15 protein-coding genes are annotated in these 14,839 nt (G+C 67.6%); 8 read left to right on the forward strand and 7 right to left on the reverse strand.

Features of this window, described 5'->3' with window-relative positions; all coding sequences use genetic code 11:
- The first annotated feature begins 36 nt into the window (after positions 1 to 36).
- Positions 37 to 3,060 carry a pitrilysin family protein gene (locus EKM57_RS08945; protein ID WP_129792170.1) on the forward strand — a complete coding sequence of 1,008 codons (3,024 nt, stop codon included), beginning with the start codon at positions 37 to 39 and terminating at the stop codon, positions 3,058 to 3,060.
- A gap of 180 nt (positions 3,061 to 3,240) precedes the next feature.
- Here the strand turns inward: EKM57_RS08945 and EKM57_RS08950 are convergent, their stop codons facing one another.
- Together EKM57_RS08950 and purE are read right to left on the reverse strand one after the other, a co-directional pair.
- Positions 3,241 to 4,323 carry a 5-(carboxyamino)imidazole ribonucleotide synthase gene (locus tag EKM57_RS08950; protein WP_129792171.1) on the reverse strand — a complete coding sequence of 361 codons (1,083 nt, stop codon included), beginning with the start codon at positions 4,321 to 4,323 and terminating at the stop codon, positions 3,241 to 3,243.
- 22 nt (positions 4,324 to 4,345) lie between these two features.
- Positions 4,346 to 4,834, reverse strand: a complete 489-nt coding sequence (gene purE, locus EKM57_RS08955) for a 5-(carboxyamino)imidazole ribonucleotide mutase (RefSeq protein WP_129792172.1) — start codon at positions 4,832 to 4,834, stop codon at positions 4,346 to 4,348.
- Between the two features lie 147 nt (positions 4,835 to 4,981).
- Between purE and EKM57_RS08960 the strand changes: the two genes are divergently transcribed.
- A complete protein-coding gene (locus tag EKM57_RS08960; protein WP_129792173.1) occupies positions 4,982 to 5,593 on the forward strand; it encodes a GGDEF domain-containing protein in 612 nt (203 codons plus the stop codon).
- A gap of 78 nt (positions 5,594 to 5,671) precedes the next feature.
- Here EKM57_RS08960 and gpmA read toward each other — a convergent pair whose 3' ends face one another.
- The 3 genes from gpmA to EKM57_RS08975 form a co-directional block, all read right to left on the reverse strand.
- Entirely contained in the window at positions 5,672 to 6,358 is a 687-nt protein-coding gene (gene gpmA, locus EKM57_RS08965; protein ID WP_129792174.1) for a 2,3-diphosphoglycerate-dependent phosphoglycerate mutase, read from the reverse strand.
- The gene (locus EKM57_RS08970) at positions 6,358 to 7,491 is read right to left on the reverse strand and encodes a M14-type cytosolic carboxypeptidase (protein ID WP_129792175.1); all 1,134 of its coding nucleotides are present in this window, start codon (positions 7,489 to 7,491) and stop codon (positions 6,358 to 6,360) included. The genes gpmA and EKM57_RS08970 overlap by 1 nt, the downstream gene beginning before the upstream one ends.
- 65 nt (positions 7,492 to 7,556) lie before the next feature.
- Positions 7,557 to 8,177, reverse strand: coding sequence for a DUF4136 domain-containing protein (locus tag EKM57_RS08975; RefSeq protein WP_129792381.1), 621 nt, complete (start codon positions 8,175 to 8,177; stop codon positions 7,557 to 7,559).
- Positions 8,178 to 8,269: 92 nt separating this feature from the next.
- Here EKM57_RS08975 and galE point away from each other — a divergent pair, with 92 nt between their 5' ends.
- Positions 8,270 to 9,283 (forward strand): UDP-glucose 4-epimerase GalE, encoded by a 1,014-nt coding sequence (galE, locus tag EKM57_RS08980; protein ID WP_129792176.1) that lies wholly within the window; start codon positions 8,270 to 8,272, stop codon positions 9,281 to 9,283.
- Between the two features lie 302 nt (positions 9,284 to 9,585).
- Here galE and EKM57_RS08985 read toward each other — a convergent pair whose 3' ends face one another.
- On the reverse strand, positions 9,586 to 10,071 hold the full coding sequence (locus EKM57_RS08985; protein WP_129792177.1) for an Lrp/AsnC family transcriptional regulator: 486 nt from the start codon (positions 10,069 to 10,071) through the stop codon (positions 9,586 to 9,588).
- A 193-nt stretch (positions 10,072 to 10,264) separates the two neighbouring features.
- Between EKM57_RS08985 and ykgO the strand changes: the two genes are divergently transcribed.
- The 3 genes from ykgO to EKM57_RS09000 all read left to right on the forward strand — a co-directional run bounded on the left by ykgO (position 10,265) and on the right by EKM57_RS09000 (position 12,058).
- Positions 10,265 to 10,390: a type B 50S ribosomal protein L36 gene (gene ykgO / locus EKM57_RS08990; protein ID WP_006833921.1), complete on the forward strand. Its 126-nt coding sequence runs from the start codon at positions 10,265 to 10,267 to the stop codon at positions 10,388 to 10,390.
- Between the two features lie 58 nt (positions 10,391 to 10,448).
- The gene (locus tag EKM57_RS08995) at positions 10,449 to 11,072 is read left to right on the forward strand and encodes an HAD family phosphatase (protein WP_129792178.1); all 624 of its coding nucleotides are present in this window, start codon (positions 10,449 to 10,451) and stop codon (positions 11,070 to 11,072) included.
- A gap of 95 nt (positions 11,073 to 11,167) precedes the next feature.
- Positions 11,168 to 12,058, forward strand: coding sequence for an NAD(P)H-hydrate dehydratase (locus EKM57_RS09000; protein ID WP_129792179.1), 891 nt, complete (start codon positions 11,168 to 11,170; stop codon positions 12,056 to 12,058).
- A 27-nt stretch (positions 12,059 to 12,085) separates the two neighbouring features.
- Here EKM57_RS09000 and pyk read toward each other — a convergent pair whose 3' ends face one another.
- A complete protein-coding gene (pyk, locus tag EKM57_RS09005; protein ID WP_129792180.1) occupies positions 12,086 to 13,564 on the reverse strand; it encodes a pyruvate kinase in 1,479 nt (492 codons plus the stop codon).
- 264 nt (positions 13,565 to 13,828) lie between these two features.
- Here pyk and EKM57_RS09010 point away from each other — a divergent pair, with 264 nt between their 5' ends.
- Both EKM57_RS09010 and EKM57_RS09015 read left to right on the forward strand, forming a co-directional pair.
- A complete protein-coding gene (locus tag EKM57_RS09010) occupies positions 13,829 to 14,071 on the forward strand; it encodes a DUF2312 domain-containing protein (protein ID WP_129792181.1) in 243 nt (80 codons plus the stop codon).
- A gap of 18 nt (positions 14,072 to 14,089) precedes the next feature.
- The gene (locus tag EKM57_RS09015) at positions 14,090 to 14,833 is read left to right on the forward strand and encodes a YebC/PmpR family DNA-binding transcriptional regulator (RefSeq protein ID WP_129792182.1); all 744 of its coding nucleotides are present in this window, start codon (positions 14,090 to 14,092) and stop codon (positions 14,831 to 14,833) included.
- Positions 14,834 to 14,839: the final 6 nt, after the last annotated feature.

Genomic DNA, 14,839 nt, shown 5'->3' on the forward strand with positions numbered 1-14,839 from the left:
CATTATCGTCCGCGGCCAGCATCATTGGGGAGTCGTATGCGTAAGCTTCTGACCGCACTCGCGATCGCCGCCGGAGTCACGCTCGCCGGCTGCGCAACCACGACGGGGCAGGCGCCGCAATCCGCCGGCTTGGCGGCCGAAGCCGCTGCGCAGCCCGACGTGGATCCGGCGTTGCGTCGGCTGCTCGACCAAGTCGAGATCCCCTATGAGACCTTCACTCTCGACAATGGTCTGCGCGTCGTCGTGCACGAGGACCGCAAGGCGCCGGTCGTCGCGGTCAGCGTCTGGTACAATGTCGGGTCGAAGGACGAGCCGGCCGGCCGCACCGGCTTCGCTCACCTGTTCGAGCATATGATGTTCTACGGCTCGGAGAATGCGCCGGGCAATTTCTTCCCGCGGCTCGAGGAGATCGGCGCGACCGACTGGAACGGAACGACCTGGTTCGACCGCACCAACTATTTCGAGACCGTGCCGACGCCGGCGCTGGAAACCGCCTTGTTCCTCGAAAGCGATCGCATGGGCCACCTGCTCGGCGCGGTCACCGAGGAGAAATTGCGCAATCAGATCGGCGTCGTGCAGAATGAGAAAAGGCAGGGTGACAACCAGCCCTACGGCCTGGTCGAATATGCCCAGCTCGAGAACCTGTTCCCGGAAGGCCATCCCTATCGCCACTCGACGATCGGCTCGATGGCCGATCTCGATGCGGCGACGCTTCAGACCGTCCATCAGTGGTTTCGGGACAAATACGGTCCCAACAATGCCGTCCTGGTGCTCGCCGGCGACATCGACACGGCGACCGCGCGCACTCTCGTCCAACGCTATTTCGGCGACATTCCGCGGGGCCCCGAGAATGTCCCGGCCCAGGCGGACGTGCCGACCTTGCCGGCGCGCGTCGACCAGGTGATGCACGACCAGGTCGCGACCACCCGGCTCTATCGCAATTGGGTAGTCCCCGGGATCGGTCATGAAGACGTCGTTCCGCTCGAGATCGGCGCCAGCGTCCTGGGCGGCCTGGCCAGCTCGCGGTTGGACAATATCCTCGTGCGCGGCGAACAGACCGCCGTGCGGGTCAGCGCCGGCGTCCAGGTCTTCCACCGGGTCTCCATGTTCGAAGTCCAGGTCGACGTGAAGCCCGGCGTCGACGCGGACGCCGTCTCGCGCCGCCTCGATCAGATCATCGACGAGTTCGTCGCCCAGGGCCCGACCGAGGACGAGGTGCGCCGCGTCGTCATGCAGACCGTCGCCGGCCGCATTCGCGGCCTCGAGCAGGTCGGCGGGTTCGGCGGCAAGGCCGTCGCCCTCGCCGAGGGCGCGCTCTACCTGGACGATCCCGGCTTCTATCGCCGCCAGCTCGAGGAATATGCCTCCGCGACGCCCGCCGAGGTGCGCGAGGCGATGCAGCGCTGGCTGAGCCGCCCGGTCTATGCGCTCCACGTCGTTCCGGGCGAGCGCGGCGACTATGAGGAATCGTCTGCGGGACAGGGAAGCGTGATGGCGCCGCGAACCGCCGTTGCAACCGCAAGTCCGGTACAACCCGCTACCCACGCCCCGTTCTACTTCCGCGCTCCCGAGGCTGGCGAGCAGCCGCTCGCGCCGCTGCCCCGCACCGGCCTGGCAGAGGTGACGGCGGGTTCCGGCGGCGGTTCCGTCGTCCCGTCTGCCGAATCCGCGCAGGACGGACCGCGTACCTTCCAAGGCGACCGCTCGCGCATCCCGGAAGTCGGCACGATCACCGATCTCGATTTCCCCGAGGTCGAGCACGCCACCTTGTCCAACGGCGTCCGAGTCACCTTCGCGCGCCGCGCCACCGTGCCCGTCGTGCGCGTGTCGCTGCAGTTCGATGCCGGCTTCTCGGCCGATCCGGAAGGGCGCGAGGGGCTGCAGAGCCTCATGGCCGCCCTGCTCGACGAGGGCACCGCGACCCGCAACTCGATCCAGCTCGCCGAGGAGGAGGAGAGGCTCGGCGCTGCGATCGGCGCCGGCGCCTCGATCGATCGAACCTCGGTCGGCGTTTCCGCGCTCGTCACCAATCTCGGACCGTCGCTCGACCTCCTCGCCGACATCGTCAAGAATCCCGCCTTCGATCCCGGCGAGATCGAGCGGCTTCGCGCCCAGCGCCTTGCCCAGATCGCTTCCGAGCAGACCCAGCCCACCGGGATCGCGCTTCGCACGCTGCCGCCGTTGCTCTACGGCACGCAGCACCCTTACGGCGTGCCGCTCACCGGCTCGGGCACCGCCGGGTCGGTCCAGGCGATCACCCGCGAAGACATAGTCGCGGCGCACCAGAGCTGGCTGCGCCCCGACAATCTCGAAATCTTCGTCGTCGGCGACACCACGCTCGAGGAGATCACGCGCGAACTCGAAAGCCGGTTCGGCACATGGGCCGTGCCCGCCGCACCCAAGGGCACGAAGGACTTCTCCCGCGCCATTCCGCCGACCCGCTCCCGGATCGTCCTGATCGATCGGCCGCAGTCGCCCCAATCGATGATCCTCGCCGGGGCCGTCCTGCCGCTCAAGGGGACCGACGACATGCTGGCCCTGCTTGCCGCCAACGACGCACTGGGCGGCCAGGCGTCGGCCCGGCTAAACATGGACATCCGCGAAACGAAGGGCTGGGGCTATGGCGCCTTCTCCTTCGTCAACCGGGTTCGAGAGCACAGCCCGTTCATCGTCTTCGCCCCGGTGCAGACCAACCGCACCGGTGAATCGATCGCGGCGCTCCAGGAGCAGATCCGCGCCTTCGTCGGGCCCCGGGGGGTCACCGCCGAGGAGCTCGGCCGGATCGTCCAGGGCAGCGTCCGCGGGCTGCCTGGCAGCTTCGAGACGTCCGACGCGGTGCTCGGCGCGATCATCGAGAACGACCTGTACGAGCGGCCCGCCGACTATCAGGAGACGCTGCCGGGCCGCTACCGTGCCTTGACCGCCGCCGATCTCGACCGCGCCGCCCGCCAGGCCGTCGATCCCGACGCCCTCGTCTGGGTGGTAGTCGGCGACGCCAGCCAGGTTCGTCCCCAGCTCGACCGCCTCGGCCTTCCCGTGGAGGTGATGCAGCTCCAGTAGGGCCTCGCGGGAAGCGGCGGGCGGGGGCTGGCCGACCCCGTCGTCATCTCGGCGGGGACCGGGTTCAAGCCGACCCAGCCGCTGAGGGGGAGCGATCTGGCGACGCCGGGCCATTGTCTTGATCCGCTTGGATGCCAGCCTCCGGCGGCATGACCAAGGGGAGAGGGCGGCCGGCGGGACTTAGCCCCCGCTCAATCCCAGCAGCCGGGTCACATGCCCCATCTTGCGTCCCGGCCTCGCTTCGCGCTTGCCGTAGAGGTGCAGATGCGCCGTCCGGTCGGCAAGGATTTCGCGCCAGCCCGTGACTTCGTCGCCGATCAGGTTCCGCATCTCCACCCGCGGCGCCGCCAGGCCGACCGCCCCGAGCGGGAGGCCGCATATCGCTCTGATGTGGTTCTCGAACTGGGAAGTCAGCGAGCCCTCGATCGTCCAGTGGCCGCTATTGTGGACCCTCGGCGCCATTTCGTTGAACAGCGCTTCCTCACCGACTGCAAAGAATTCGAGCGTCAGCACGCCGACATAATCGAGCGAGTCCGCCACGCGACGCGCAAGCGCCTCGGCCTTCCCGATTGCCGGCTGAAGAGCCTTGTCGGCCGGGACCGTGGAGCGGTCGAGGATACCGCTTCGATGAACGTTGCGCGGCGAATCCCACACCGCCACCTCGCCCTCGGGGGACCGGCACAGGAGGATGGAGAATTCGGCATCGAACTCGACCATCGCCTCGACGACGCAGGGCGCGCCTTTGACTTCTTTCCACGCTTTGGCCGCCTCCTTGACGCTGCGGATGCGCACCTGGCCCTTGCCGTCATAACCGAAGCGTCGCGTCTTCAGGATCGCCGGCGTGCCGATCTCCTTGAGGGCCGCGGCGAGCGCCGTCTCGCCGTCGACGGCGGCAAAGGCAACCGGGCGCCCATTGTGGCCCTGGATGAAGCGCTTTTCGTTCAACCGGTCCTGGGCGATCTCGAGCGCCTGGCATGGCGGATAGAGCGGCGCTTCGCCGGCAAGGGCGGCGAGCGGTCCGGCGGCGATATTCTCGAACTCGAAGGTCGCGACGTCGACCTCCGCGCCGAATCGGCGCAGCGCCGCCTCGTCGTCATAATCGCCACGGGTGAAATAAGCCGCCACCTCGGCCGCCGGCGGCGCCTCCTCCGGCGCGTAGATATGGCATTTATAGCCGAGCTGGGCGGCGGCGAGTGCCAGCATGCGACCGAGCTGGCCACCGCCGACAATGCCGATCGTGGAACCCGGCGGGACGATGGTCATGAGGACGTCACAGGAAGGCCGGTCATTCGGGCAGCTCTGCGACAGCGTCGGTCTGCCGGGCGCGCCATGCGTCGAGCCGCCCCGCCAGACCCGCGTCGGCCGTGGCGAGGATCGACGCCGCCATCAGTCCGGCGTTGGCCGCCCCGGCCTTGCCGATCGCCAGGGTGCCCACCGGGATCCCGGCCGGCATCTGAACGATCGACAGGAGGCTGTCGAGGCCGGAGAGTGCGGAGGATTCGACCGGCACGCCGAGCACCGGCAGCCGGGTCATGGACGCCGTCATTCCCGGCAGGTGGGCCGCCCCGCCTGCGCCGGCGACGATCGCCTTCAAGCCCCGCTCCGCTGCGCTTCGGGCATATTCGTAGAGCCGTTCCGGCGTGCGATGGGCGGAAACCACCCGCGTCTCGTAGGGCACGTCGAGCGCCTCGAGCATGTCGGCGGCGTGGCGCATCGTCTCCCAGTCGGAGCGGCTGCCCATGATGATCCCGACCAGGGGCGCTTGCACTGCCATCTGCCTTCCGTCCGCTCCGTGAGCGCCATACCTATCCAGCGCGGTCGACAAGGGCAACGGCGCTTCGCTGCCCGACAGGTTTCCGCTCGACGGGTTGCCTTTCGGTCTTCGCCGCTTGTTAACCCTCTCGGCGCTACATCCATCCGAATGGCGCCCCCCATCGACATTCACGGGTCCATCCCGCCCGAGCAGCTCACGCCGCAGGTGCGCGAGGCGCTCGGCCGGTTGGCTGACGAGAATGCGCTGCTACGCGCGGCGCTTGCCGAAAGCCGCGCGCGGATCGGGGACCTCGAGCAGGTAGCCGACAGCGATCCCGTCACCGGCCTACCCGGACCGGGCGAGCTCGAGCGTCAGCTCGACCGCGCGGTCGGCCAAGCCGATCGTCATGGCACGCCGTCGGCGCTCATCACGATCGATCTCAAGGGCCTCGCCGCAATCAACGAACGGCACGGCCGGATCGCCGGCGACGCCGCGCTCGCCCATGTGGCCAGGCTGCTCCAGTCGCTGATCCGCTCCAGCGACGTCGCTGCCCGCATCGGCCGAGGCTTCGGCCTCTTGCTCGACCATCTCGATCCCGATTCGGCGATGGATACCGGCGAGCGAATCGCCCGCTACATCGCCGAGCGCCCGCTTGACCTCGGCCACACGACGGTGGGCGTCGAGGCAACGATCGGCGTCGCCACGATTCTTCCCGGCGACAGAGCCCAAGACGTCCTCGCCCGCGCCGACCGAAACCTGCAGCGCATCAAGGAATTCTGAACACCGGCTTGGCCGGACGATTGGTCGGTCCGGGCGCCGCCGCAGGCGGGCTCTAGGCCGGCATGAAGCTGGCCCCGACTATCGGTCCTTCAGATAATATCGCTCGACCGCGTTCAGGCCCTCGTCCAGCTCGTAGACGATCGGTTGGCCGGTGGGGATTTCCAGCCCGGTAATCTCGTCGTCCGGGATCGCCGACAGATGCTTGACCAGCGCCCGCAGCGAATTGCCGTGGGCGGAGATCAGCACCCGCTCGCCCGCCCGGAGCGCAGGCGCGATCCTGTCATTCCAATAGGGCAGCACCCGTTCGATCGTGTGCTTGAGGCTCTCGGTCGTCGGCACCTCTACCCCCGCATAGCGGCGGTCGTTGGCGAGGTCATATTCGCTGCCCGGCTCCATCGCCGGCGGCGGTATATCGAACGAGCGGCGCCAGATATGGACTTGTTCGGTGCCGTGCTTCGCCGCAGTCTCGGCCTTGTCGAGACCGGTAAGGCCGCCATAGTGGCGCTCGTTCAGCCGCCAATGCTTCTCTTCGGGAAGCCAGAGCCGGCCCATCGCCTCCAGGGCGATGTGGAGAGTCTTGATCGCCCGCGTCTGGACGCTCGTGAAGCACAGGTCGAAGTCGAAGCCCCGGGCCGCGAGCAGCTCGCCCGCAGCCTTCGCCTCGGCCGTCCCTTGTTCGGTGAGATCGACATCCCACCAGCCGGTGAAGCGATTTTCAAGGTTCCAGGCCGACTGGCCGTGGCGGATCAGAACCAGCCGGGGCATTAGCGACGATACTCCTTCACCCTGCCGACAATCGCGTGCAGCGCGTCCAGGCAGGCGCGCGCCAGCAGCCGGCAGCGCTCGGGCGACCAGCCGTAGACCGGGTCAGGAAGGTCGTCATTGTCCTTGAACGGCATCTCCAGGGTCATCGAGCAGGCGCCGAACCGCTCGGCGAGCTGAGCCGTCGACATGGACAGATTGGCCTCGCCGGGCCTTGGAATCTCATAGCCCTTCTCGGTCTGGAAGTCGGGCGAGATCCGCACCAGTGCCGCGCTGAAGGCGTCGAACAGGTCCTGCTGCTCGCGCTTCCAGCTCGGAATTCCCTCGAACCCTGCAAGAAAGCTGGCGGCGATCGCTTCATCGCCATGAACGTCCATCGCGAAATCGACCCCGGTCTTCTTCATCTCCTCCAGCACGTGAAGCACCTCGGGGCTGCGTTCCAGGCTCGGCGCGTGCCATTCGCGATTGAGGTTCACGCCGGCGGCATTGGTGCGCAGGTGTCCGCGGCGCGATCCGTCCGGGTTCATGTTGGGAACGATGTGGAAGGTTGCCTGCTCGCGAAGCCGCCGCGTGACCGGATCGGAATCGTCGAGCAGCCGCTCGATCGCGCCTTCCATCCAATATTCGGCCATCGTCTCGCCAGGGTGCTGACGCGCATAAAGCCAGACCTGAAGCGGCCCCCCGGGCAGGCGGAAATAATCCAGCTCCTGGCCGTCGAGCGTCTGGCCGAGCGACCGGTACTCGACTCCTTCCACGGCGGCCGCCGAGGCGACGAGGTCGTGGTGCCGTTCCATCGTATAGGGGGCGAAATAAGCGAACCAGACGCTGTCCGAAGTCGGTGTCGTGCGCAGGGTCAGGACGCCGTCCGCGTAGCTGCAGTCGATCCGCTTCCAATCTTCCCGATCGTAGGACATGCAGGCGCGGTAATTGTGCCAGCCGTGCGGGTAGGCCGAACCGGAAGCGTTGGTCAGTCGCAGCTCGAGCGGGCGGCCGGCGCCTCCGGTCACGCGGAAGTAGAACCATTGGTAGAAGTCCGACTGGTGGTCCCGGACGATCTCGAGGTCCAGGCGATCGCCATCGGCGGAGATCAGGCGAATGTTGCCGCCATCGAAGGCGCTCGAAACGGATAGGGTCATGGGGTTCCCATAGTCAGAGGGCGCGGAACGGGGAAGTCCCCAGGAGCGCCAGACGGAGGCGGGCCTCAGCGCACCAATATGGTCGCGCCGGACTCCCCGGGAAAGTCGCTGAACAAAGCCCAGGCCAGGCGGTCGACCGCGGCGACGGAGCTGGCGAGCGGCGCATCGCCGCGCGCCTCGAGCCGCGCCCGTCCCTCCCAGGCAATGGTCGCATCGGATCTGCGCTGGATTCGGACCGAGAGTTCAGTGAGCACGATCTCGCCCGAGCTGGGGCCGCCGACCGGGATGGTTGCGCCGAGGCCGACGCCGACGCCGCTTCGATAGCCGCCGGTGCCGCCGCCGAAGCCGATGCTGAGTCCTGAGCGGGAACGCTGGGCCAGGCGGCTGCCCTGCGCGACCCGGATCACGGCCACCTGCTCGGTATTGACGTTGCCGGGTGCCACGACCCAGCCGAGCCGGCGCAGCTCGCGCGCCACCGAGGCCGCCTGCTGGGAGAATTCAAGACTGTTCGCCTCGGCCGGGTCTGCCGCCTCGACCGCGATCTCCCCGCGCGCAATCGGCTGGCCGAGATGGAAGCGAGTGACCGACACCCCCTGCTGGACTCCCCGGCCCTGATCGGTGGTCTGGCAGCCGCCGACGAGCAAAAGCGCGACGAGGAGCGTACTTACTGCCGCGAGTTGCTTCATCACCCACCTCCTCCTCAGCGCACGGGACTGTATAGGACCTGAAACGAGCCTGGAACATATTCGCTGCATCGCACAGCGGGGTGGGAGGAAAGATGACGAAGGAAGATCGCGTGCCGGTGCTGGTGACCGGCGGCGCCGGCTATATCGGCAGCCACGCCGTGCTCGCTTTGCTCGATTCGGGCTGGCCGGTGGTGGTGATCGACAATCTGTCTACCGGCTTCGAATGGGCGGTCCCGCGCGAGGCGGTCTTCGCCTGCGGCGACATTGCGGACCAGGCGCTGGTCGCCGATCTGATCGAGAAGCACCGGATCGGCGCAGTGATGCACTTCGCCGGGTCGGTCGTCGTGCCCGAATCCGTCGTCGACCCGCTCAAATATTATGAGAACAATACGGTGAAGAGCCGCGCGCTGATCGAAGCGGCCGTGCGCGGCGGCGTGCGCCACTTCATCTTCTCGTCCACCGCGGCCACCTACGGCATTCCGGACGAGGTGCCGGTGCGCGAGGCCGCCCGAACCGAACCGATCAACCCCTATGGCTGGTCCAAGCTGATGACGGAGCGGATGCTGACCGACGTTGCGGCCGCCCACCCGATGAACTTCTGTGCCCTTCGCTATTTCAACGTCGCCGGCGCCGACCCCCAGGGCCGTTCGGGCCAGTCGACCGCCGGGGCCACGCACCTCATCAAGGTCGCGGTGGAAGCGGCAAGCGGCAAGCGCGGCCATGTCGACGTGTTCGGCACCGACTATGACACGCCCGACGGAACCGGCGTGCGCGACTATATCCATGTCAGCGATCTCGCCGCCGCCCATGTATTGGCGCTCGAGCTGCTGATCGGCGAGCCGAGTGCGAGCCACGTGATGAATTGCGGCTATGGCCGGGGCTTTTCGGTGCTCGAAGTGCTGGACGCCGTCGATCGCGCGACCAACGTGACGATCGAGCGCCGCCTTGCGCCCCGACGCGCCGGCGATCCGCCGCGGCTCGTCGCAGACAACCGGCGGATCCTCGCCACCCTGCCCTGGCGGCCGGAACGCGACCGGCTCGACACCATCGTGGCAGATGCGCTCGCGTGGGAACGGCATTTGGCTGACCGCGGCCTGGGCAACTGATTCCCGCGCGTGATTCCCTCGTGGGCTGAACCGCTGCGCGCTATGCTGGAATGAACTGCCAATCCGGCGCGCCGGCTTGGCATAAGCCTGCTGCGCCGAGCCGGCAGGGGAGTGCGATCGTGCAAAGTTGAACGCGCCCGCGCTCGCGCATTGCGGTGGCGTCCGCGCCGGGTCATTCTTGCCGCATTGACGGGGATGCGAAGGGGTCGCGACGATCCGCCGAGGCCCCTGTCCGAAATGGTCCCCTAGCCCCCGGTCTCCCCGGGGGTTCTTTTTCCGGCCGAGCGGCCGGAGCGAGCCGGTCAGGTTGCAACCGGGTTCGGGTCCTGGAGCTGGCGCTGCAGCGGATAGGCAGTCGTGCTCTTCACCCGCTCCATGGCGAAGCGGGAGGTGACGTTCTTGAGCGGCACCTCGGCGATCAGGCGTCGATAGAAATCGTCATACTCACCCATGCTGCCGACGGCGACGCGCAGCATGTAGTCGACGTCTCCGGCCATCCGGTACACCTCCATAACCTCCGGCATCGCCGCGACCGTTTCGGCGAAGCCGCCCAACCATTCCGGCGAATGATCGGCGGCCTCAATCTCGACGAACACCGAAAGGCCGAGCCCGATCGAATCGGGGTCGAGGATCGCGACCCGGCGCTGGATCACGCCCTGTGCCTCGAGCTTCTGGATCCGACGCCAGCATGGCGTTTGCGACAGATTGACGCGCGAGGCCACCTCGGCCACCGGCAGCGAAGCATCCTCCTGGAGGATGGCGAGAATCTTGATATCGGTGCGGTCCATGAGTGCCTGATGCCTGAATTGGAAGGATCTTCCAACAGGGCAGTTGTTTCAGAGGCCAGGGAGCATAGGATTGCTGCCGTCGGCCCGGGGCGAAACCCCACCGCCATGCTTGACTTGGGGGGCCTCGCTGACTAGGTGAGCGCCTCGCTTTCCGGCAACAGCATAGCACAGAGACAGGCAGGGCGTCCCAGCCATGAAGATCCGCAACTCGTTGAAGTCCCTCAAGTCGCGCCATCGCGACTGCCGCGTGATCCGCCGCCGGGGCCGCACCTACGTCATCAACAAGACGAACCGCCGCTTCAAGGCGCGCCAGGGCTGAGGCTCCGCGCCGTCGGCATCATGGTCGACCGATCCCCAGCGAAAGTCGGGGAGCCGTCATGAGTCTGCCCGAGTCCCCGCCGGCTGCCGTCATCTTCGATGTCGGCAATGTTCTCTACGGATGGGATCCCGACAGTTTCCTGGTGCGGCAGATCGCCGACGACGAAGCGCGGATGCGCTTCATCGAGGATACCGGCCTTTGGCAATGGCACGAGTCGCTTGACGGCGGCCGGCCCTATGACGAAGCGGCGTCCGAACTTTCCGAGAAATTTCCCGAATATGCCCATCTGATCGCCGCCTGGGGCGAGCGATTCGGCGAGACGATCACCGATCCGGTTGCGGGCATGCCGGCGATCGTCGACGAGCTCCACGCCCGCGGCGTGCCGCTCTACGCGATCACCAATTTCTCGGCCGATTTCTGGCCGCCCTTCCATGCCCGGGAACGAGACTTCTTCGCGCGCTTCCGGGACATCGTCGTGTCGGGCGAGGTCAAGCTGCTCAAGCCGGATCCGGCCATCTACTTTCTTGCGCTCGATCGCTTCGGTCTTCGCCCGGAGGATGCTTTATTCGTCGACGACCGGCTCATCAACGTCGAGGCCGCGGCCGCGGTCGGCCTCCACGCCCATCTCTTTACCACCGCCGAGGAGCTACGTGCCCGGTTGGAGGCGGAGCGCCTGCTCTAGCCTCCGGGTTCGAAAGACCGGCAACTCTCCGGCGCCTCGTGCTTTCTCCCAGCGGTGAGACGAATACGACCCTTCGCTGCGATACCCGGTGCGCGATGAGCGAGCCCGAATCACTGGACGCCGAGCTTCTGCGTGCCTTTCCGTTGCCCTACGTGCCCGAGGATTCGGGTAAGGAGGATCGCGGCCGGTTGCTGGTAATCGCCGGAAGCCGCGAGCTGGCGGGCGCGGCGCGCCTCTCCGGCGTGGCGGCGCTTCGCGCCGGCGCCGGCAAGCTTCAGATCGGCACCGCGCAGAGCATCGCGGCGGCTCTTGCGGTGGCCATTCCGGAAGCGCGGGTCATCGGCCATGCCGAGACCGATGACGGCTGCATTGCCGAGGAAGGGATTGCGCCGCTGGTCCGCTGGGCAAAGGCCGCGCAGGCCGTGGCCGTCGGCTGCGGAATGCAGCCGGGCCGCCCGCTCGAGCAACTGCTCGCCGCCTTGCTCGACGGCGGCGCCGGCTGCCCCCTGGTGCTGGACGCCGCCGTGCTCGACTGCCTGCCTTCGCTCTGCGCCCAGGTCTGCAGGTGGCCGAACGGCGTGATCCTGCTTCCCCACGCCGGCGAGATGGCGCGGCTGCTCGGCCGGGATCGGGGTGAGATCGAAGCGGATCCGGCCGAAGCGGCGCGCGAGGCGGCGCGGCGGTTCAACGCGCATGCGCTGGTCAAGGGCGGCGCCAGCTTCATCGCCGCGCCGGGCGGCCGAACCTTCCGCCTGGAGGGCGGCGGCGTCGGTCTTGCCACCTCGGGCAGCGGCGACGTGCTGGCGGGGATCGTCGGAGGGCTTTGCGCCCGCGGAGCCGATCCGCTCACCGCCTTGCTGTGGGGGACGTGGCTGCACGCGCAGGCGGGGCGGCGGCTGACCAAGCGGGTCGGCCGAATTGGATTCCTCGCCCGTGAACTGCCCGACGAGATCCCGGCGCTGTTGCCCGCCAATCGGGAAGCTTGATCCCGACCCGACCGCGGCCGCGAACTCTCAGCTTCCCCGGTGCCGCTCCAACTCGTCGCCGAGCAGCCGGGCGACATGGATGACGTTGGTCGATCCGGGAGTGCCGAAGGGAACGCCCGCTGTGACGATGATCCGGCCGCCCCCTTTTGCCAGACCGTGGCGAAGCGCCATCCGCTTCGACTTGCCGACCATCTCCTCGAAGCTGGAGACATCGCGGGTGCGCACCGCGTGGGCACCCCAGAGCAAGCCGAGGCGACGCGCCGTCTTGATCTGCGGCGTCAGCACCAGCAACGGCACGGTAGGCCGTTCCCGCGCCACGCGCCGCGCCGTCGACCCGGAGCTGGTCAAGCAGACGATCGCCGAGGCTCCGACGGTTCGGACCATTTCGCCGGCGGCACGCGCGATCGCGTCGTTCGTCGTCGCGTCGGGTAGCGTCTCGGTGAAGTGGACCCGGGCATAATGGGTCGGATCCGCCTCGGCGCTGGTGGCGATCCGGTTCATTATCGCGACCGCTTCGAGCGGGAACTTGCCCGACGCGCTCTCGGCCGACAGCATGATAGCGTCGGCGCCGTCATAGACGGCCGTGGCGACGTCCGACACTTCCGCGCGCGTCGGCGAGGGCGAGCCGATCATCGATTCAAGCATCTGTGTGGCGACGACCACCGGCCGGCCGAGCCGCCGGGCCGCCTCGACGATCCGCTTCTGAAGCGGCGGCACTTCCTCCGGCGGCAGCTCGACGCCAAGGTCGCCGCGCGCCACCATGACGGCGTCGGCGAGCTCCAATATCCCTTCCAGCCGCTCGATTGCCGCCGGCTTCTCGATCTTGGCGAGCAGCGCCGCCTTGCCGCCGATCAGCCGCCGCGCCTCGGCGACGTCTTCCGGCCGCTGCACGAAGGACAAAGCGATCCAATCGACATTGTGCTCGAGCGCGAAGGAGAGATCCAACCGATCCTTTTCGGTCAAGGCGGCGAGCGGCAGCAGCACGTCGGGCAGGTTGAGGCCCTTATTGTTGGAGATCGTGCCGCCGACCTCCACCTTGGTCACGATCCGGTCGCGGTCCGCTTCGACGATGCGGAAGACGAGCTTGCCGTCGTCGACGAGCAGCCGCGCGCCGGGCTCGACCGCCTCGAAAATCTCGCGGTGGGGGAGGTTCGCCCGCTCCGAGTCACCGAGCTCGCCGCTGCGGTCGAAGCAGAATGTCTGTCCCCTGCGGAGCTCGGCACGGTCTTCTTTGAATCGGCCTACCCTGAGCTTCGGCCCCTGCAGGTCGGCGAGGATCGTCGTCGGCCGATCCAGCTCGGCCTCCAGGCCGCGGATCGCGGCGATCAATTTCGCATGGTCGGCATGGCTGCCGTGACTCATGTTGATCCGGAAGGCGTCGGCGCCGGCCTCGGCCAACTGGCGGATCATCTTCGGATCGCTGCTCGCCGGGCCCAGGGTGGCGAGGATCCGGACCTTGCGGGTGCGCGGGACGAACCGGCTCGGCGAAGCCTCTCTCGCCGGCATTCTAAAGTCCGATCCTTCGGGGGAGTGGCGGCAACCGATCGGCTGCGTCGTCAGGGTCCCCGCCCAACCCGCGCTTCCTGTCGGCCATTGTCTGCCAATCCGTCACGACCGCCTCCAGTCTCGCCTTCGCGCCCCTGGCGCCCATAACCACTCATCTCGGCAGCGCAACCCGCTTGAGTCGCCTGCCGCCTACGGCAGTCGACCCTTGCCGGTCAGGGGTCTGGACCCTAGAGCGTCGCCTCAACCCCAAACATGGAGCGTGAATTGGCGGAAGGAAATGTCGCGGCCGACGAATTGAGGCTGCTGATCGAGCGGATCGAAAGGCTCGAGGAGGAGAAGAAGGCCATCGGCGACGATGTCCGCGACGTCTATGCGGAAGCCAAGGCTCGCGGCTACGACCCCAAGACGATGCGCGCGGTCGTGCGGCTTCGGAAGATGGAGAGCAATGCCCGGCAGGAAGCGGAGGCGTTGCTCGAAACCTACAAGGCGGCCCTGGGCCTCGCCTGAGCGGAAGGAGCGGCGGCCATGGCGGGCCACAGCAAGTTCAAGAACATCATGCACCGCAAGGGCGCGCAGGACAAGAAGCGCTCGGCGATGTTCTCCAAGCTGTCGCGCGAGATCACCGTCGCGGCAAAGATGGGCGCACCCGATCCGGACATGAATCCGCGGCTTCGCGCCGCGGTCAACGCCGCCCGGGCCCAATCGATGCCCAAGGACAATATCCAGCGGGCGATCGACAAAGCGAGCGGCGGCGAAGCCGAGGACTATGAGGAGATCCGCTACGAGGGCTTCGGCCCGGGCGGCGTGTCCCTGGTCGTCGAGGCGCTGACCGACAACCGCAATCGGACCGCGACGAACGTACGCACCATCTTCTCGAAGAATGGCGGCAATCTCGGCGCCTCGGGTTCGGTGACCCACGGCTTCGAGCGGCTGGGCCTGGTCAGCTATCCGGCTTCCGTCGGCTCGGCCGATGCCGTGCTCGAGGCGGCCATCGAGGCCGGGGCCGAGGACGTGCAGTCCGGCGAGGAGGTCCACGAGATCTGGACGGCCCAGGACAGCCTCCACGAGGTCGCCCGTGCACTGGAAGCGACTCTGGGGGAACCTGAGAGCGTCGGCCTTGCCTGGCGGCCCCAGACCTCCGTCGAAGTCTCCGGCGACGATGCCGAACAGCTCATCAAGCTGGTCGAGACGCTCGAGGATGATGATGATATCCAGACCGTCTGGGGCAATTACGAAATGTCCGAAGAGGTGATGGAGAGGTTGGCTTAGGCAAGG

This window comes from Sphingosinicella sp. CPCC 101087, from assembly GCF_004151485.1.
Lineage (GTDB): Bacteria > Pseudomonadota > Alphaproteobacteria > Sphingomonadales > Sphingomonadaceae > Allosphingosinicella.